Here is a 4,197-nt window from a genome sequence, read left to right as displayed (position 1 = left end):
GGGTAGTACCTTAGTCACAGCCTCCTTTCTCTACTTCTACTATCGTCCTTACTGGACGCACGATACCCACATGGGAAACGCCCGGTGTATCGTAAGTGCCGACGAAAAAGATCAGGTCTCCGGGCTTTGCGTTGGCAGAGGATACCGGGGTGGAAATATTGTAAAGCCCCTGGGCTCCCAGCCTGCCCGTATTGCAGACACCGCTTTGCGTCAGCACCCAGGACACGAAGCCGGAGCAATCAAAAGAAGTGTTCGGATTGCTGCCGCCCCAGACATAAGGATAGCCGATGTACTTCTCCGCCTCGGTAATGAGCGTTGCAAAGGTTTCATCCTCCAGGGCGGAAGGCGGAATATCATAGGTGGTGGGCGGTTTGGTGTACTTGTCTACATAGCCGGAGCCAGGAAACAAATCTTCCCGATTCCCCAGCGTTGCCATATAGACCGCATATAAGGAAAGTATTTCTTCGTCCATGATGTAGACCGGCACATGGGAAAGGTCGAAGTTTTCCAGCTTCACATTGCAAATATAGTAGTTATACGGTACTTCCACGTCATAGTCGTTTCCTTCGCTGTCTGTCCGTGTCTCCGTCCGATAGCGCACCTCCACTTCCACGGTCTGCGTCAGGATGTACTGCTTTTCAAAGAGTATTTGCAGCTCCGCCTGAACCTCGTCGATGGTGAACACCCCTTCATGGAACGCCGTGAGAATGGAGATCAGCACATAAGGGTCATGCTCGATCTCGTCCAGATCAAAACGGTATTCGTCATATCCGGGGTGCAAAGCCTCATAGTGGTTCAGCTCATATTGAAGTTCCTGTTCCAGTTCGCAGTAGGCCGCCTCCGCAGCCAGCATATCCGCATCCTCGGAGAGATAAGAGGAAGTAAATACACCGCCCACGCCGGAGCCTGCCATCATGGAACAGGAAGATACCCCGCCAAACAGCAGGGCAACACAGGCGCCAATGCCGATCACCAACAGCACCGCCCGGCTATGGTGCTTGATGTAGAGGAATGTTTCCTTGAAGGCGTCCTTTGCTTTCTGCGCTGCACTTTTCGCCGTGGCCGCTGTGTTTTTTGCGGTTTTCTCTGCCTGCCGCAGCTCCTTTGCATAGTTCCGCTTGATCCGCTGTTTCTGCAGAAAGCGAGATGCCGGGTTAGAAGCCGCCAATGCAGGATCATCATGCAGTGCCTTTTGGTAAAGGTAATCGGCGTTTGCCTTAAAAGAAGCCTGCTCTGCCTTCGCCGCATCACGCCAGGGCTTTGTGCGGTGATGGTGGACGGCGGCACGGACTTTGCCTTTTCCGTAGGCAAACCCGCGTTCCGTCAACACCTCGCCTTTGTGTCCGGCCTCTACACCCACATTTTCCTGTTCCACCTCATGCACCTTCGCATGGGCGGCATGGACGATCTCATGGACCGGCCGAGAAAGCGGATTGTGCCGCAGGCGTCCATTGGGGCGTTTCTCCACTTCTTCAAAGTGAAGCTGCATTTTGCCTTTTCCGGCTGTCTCGTCAAAAACACGCTCGGTACGGAGAACTTTCTTTGTGGGGATAGCGGCCGTTGCCGCATCCAGCCGATCCGCCGCACGGTCGGAACGGTCGATGTACTTTCCAAGTGCGGGATCGGCACGTTCTTCCTCGGTAAATTGCAGGCGGGAGGACGGGCGCTGCCTTGCGGCAGAACCATCCCGCACCGCCTGGGTGTCAGCCTTTTCCGCCTTTCGTGCGCTTTTCTTCTCATGGTGTTCCGCCGCACGCAGGGCAAGGTCAGCCGCAGCGCCAGTGGATTCTTCCGAAGAAGCGGACAGCTCCGTTTCCGGCTCCCGGCTGCTGATATGTTCCACCTCGCCCGTGGCAAGGTTTTCCGATACCGCACCGTCACGGGTCATTTTCTGCGTGATCTTATCGGTCGCTTTCAGTTCCCTCATAGGCAGTCACCTTCCTTTCCATAGGGGCAGAAGTCACCGCAGGTGCCATTCTCAATCATGGCGATATAGCGGAAAATGGGATAGGCCTGGGGCGGGCAGACCGCATTTCCCAATGTTTTCAGCCGCAGCGCCCTGTCATCCATGCGCTCGGTCATGCGGGGGATTCCTTCCGGTTCGGCGGCCCAGAGGATACGTCCGTCCATCCTTTCGGGAAGCCCATGAGCCATTCTACCCAATCCGGATTCAGCGCCGCCGTTTCGGACACCGGCCGCTCCTGGGAGACGATCTGCGCCGACAGGTTCCCGTCCTTCTTCGCCGGATTGAAGGCCGACGGCTTCAAGGTCGAGCGGAAACCGTCCGACGCCACCGGGGTCAGATAGAATACCGCCGCCGACAGGCTCAGGCTCCAAATCGCCCCGTTTCGGTTCCTCTTGCGGAATATCCCATTGTCCGACAGGAACACATCCAGGCTTGCCGCGTCCCTGGCGGTGTTGTTGTCGGAGGCAAGGGGTGTGGGAAACATCAGCCGCGACGATAAAAGTTCGCTGGCGCTCATGCCATGCGCCGACACCGCAAGCCGGAAATACGAATGGGAGAACAGCGTATCCCGCTTTTGCCAGGTCAAAGATCGTTTTGTCGAGCCCCATATTGATGAAGCCAGCAACATTTTCCCCAAGCACCCAACGGGGCCGCAGTTCGGTAATAACGCGGCACATTTCCGGCCACAGGTAGCGTTCATCCGCAAAGCCCTTCCGTTTTCCGGCGGTGGAGAAGGGCTGACAGGGAAAGCCGCCTGAGATAACGGTAACTGTTTCAAGTCCTGTTTTTTCAAAAAACGCCTCCTTCGTAAAAGTAGTAATATCCCGGAACCTGGGAACATCCGGCCATCGTGCAGAGAGGACGGAGTGCGGAAAATCCGCCCACTCACACTGGCAGACGGTTTCAAACCCGGCAGCCTCCGCCGCCAGGTCTAGACCGCCAATGCCGGAAAACAGGCTCACATGGGTCAGGTTATTCATGGAGCATCCGCTCCCGGATGGATTTCTCCATTGTATCGTAGGCCCAGGGCGTATCATCCGTGGGTAGCCCCCAGCGCCTGCAAAGGCGTTTCATCCTGCGCTCATAGCCGGACACGCTTTTCTGGATTTTCAAAAGTGCCTTTTCGTCCGCAGCCTCCGCCAGTCTGCGGGTCAAACTGAAATGATAACAATAGAGATCATACAAATCACCGATCAGAAGCCGAAAACTTCCGCTGCCGATCACATATTTTTCATCATTCATGCGCCGTGCCTCCTTTCCCGGTTTCACCAAGTTTTGTCGTCATAATGCTGTAAAGCTCATTATCCTGCGGAAAGTGATCCACAAATGGCAAAATCACATTGCCGAAGAAGATCAGTCCCTCGCCGGGGCCTGCGTTGCTGATATGCGCCGCCTGCTGGGTGGAGATATTCAGCCGCTCACAGAGGATTTTCCGATCCCCGCTGGCCTGATTGAGAAGATAGATGAAGTCGCTGTTTTCAAAAATGTTCTCGATCTCCGGGGAGGCAAGCAGGTCCTTGATGTTCTGGGTGATTCCCGTTGGGATGCCGCCCCATTTGCGAAAGCGTTTCCAAATCTCCACGCTCCAGGCGCCAACCTCGCCGCGCAGCAGAAGGTGGAACTCGTCCACATAGTACCGGGTGGACTTGCCCTCGCTCCGATTCACCGTGACGCGGTTCCATACCTGATCCTGAATGACCAGCATCCCAAGATTTTTGAGCTGCTTGCCAAGCTCCTTGATATCAAAGCAGACAAGGCGGTTGTTGATATCCACATTAGTTCGGTGATTAAAAACATTCAGACTGCCATGCACATACAGTTCCAATGCCGCCGCGATCCGCTGCGCCTCCGGCTCCGGTTGCCGCTTGATCTCGTCATAGAGGTCGCCAAGGACAGGCACGTTCTCCGGCTTCGGATCGGCAAGATAGGGGCGGTACACCACGCGCACCGCACGGTCGATGACCGTTTTCTCCACCGGCTCCAAACCGTTGCGCCCGCCAGCTGCCAGTTCGCAGAAGGATAGAACAAAGTCGCTCTTTAGGGCAAGCGGGTTATCGTCCTCGGAGTAGTTCAGGCTCATATCCATGGGGTTCACATACTGGCTGCTTGTGGGAGAAATCTTGATGACCTGCCCGCCCAGGCGGTGGACCAGCGGAAAGTAATCGGCTGGGTCAGCGGTGTTACCACCGCCTTCCCGCCTAAGAACCGTACGTGACAGTTTCCCGTCATAC

Annotated in this window: 4 protein-coding genes; all 4 read right to left on the bottom strand. The window is 55.8% G+C overall.

Features of this window, described 5'->3' with window-relative positions; all coding sequences use genetic code 11:
- Positions 1 to 10 precede the first annotated feature (10 nt).
- Positions 11 to 1,927 carry a C40 family peptidase gene (locus QZL71_RS12805; RefSeq protein WP_294649096.1) on the bottom strand — a complete coding sequence of 639 codons (1,917 nt, stop codon included), beginning with the start codon at positions 1,925 to 1,927 and terminating at the stop codon, positions 11 to 13.
- Positions 1,924 to 2,946: a DNA cytosine methyltransferase gene (locus QZL71_RS12800; RefSeq protein WP_294649094.1), complete on the bottom strand. Its 1,023-nt coding sequence runs from the start codon at positions 2,944 to 2,946 to the stop codon at positions 1,924 to 1,926. Before QZL71_RS12800 ends, QZL71_RS12805 begins: the two co-directional genes overlap by 4 nt.
- A complete protein-coding gene (locus QZL71_RS12795; protein ID WP_118199935.1) occupies positions 2,939 to 3,208 on the bottom strand; it encodes a hypothetical protein in 270 nt (89 codons plus the stop codon). The genes QZL71_RS12800 and QZL71_RS12795 overlap by 8 nt, the downstream gene beginning before the upstream one ends.
- Positions 3,201 to 4,197 (bottom strand): VirB4-like conjugal transfer ATPase, CD1110 family (locus QZL71_RS12790; RefSeq protein WP_363912714.1); only part of this gene is annotated, 997 nt, incomplete at its 5' end. The genes QZL71_RS12795 and QZL71_RS12790, both read right to left, overlap by 8 nt.

This window comes from uncultured Faecalibacterium sp., assembly GCF_900066275.1.
Lineage (GTDB): Bacteria > Bacillota > Clostridia > Oscillospirales > Ruminococcaceae > Faecalibacterium > Faecalibacterium taiwanense.
Note: the sequence above shows the minus strand (reverse complement) of the source record. Positions and strands in the feature narration are given on the sequence as shown.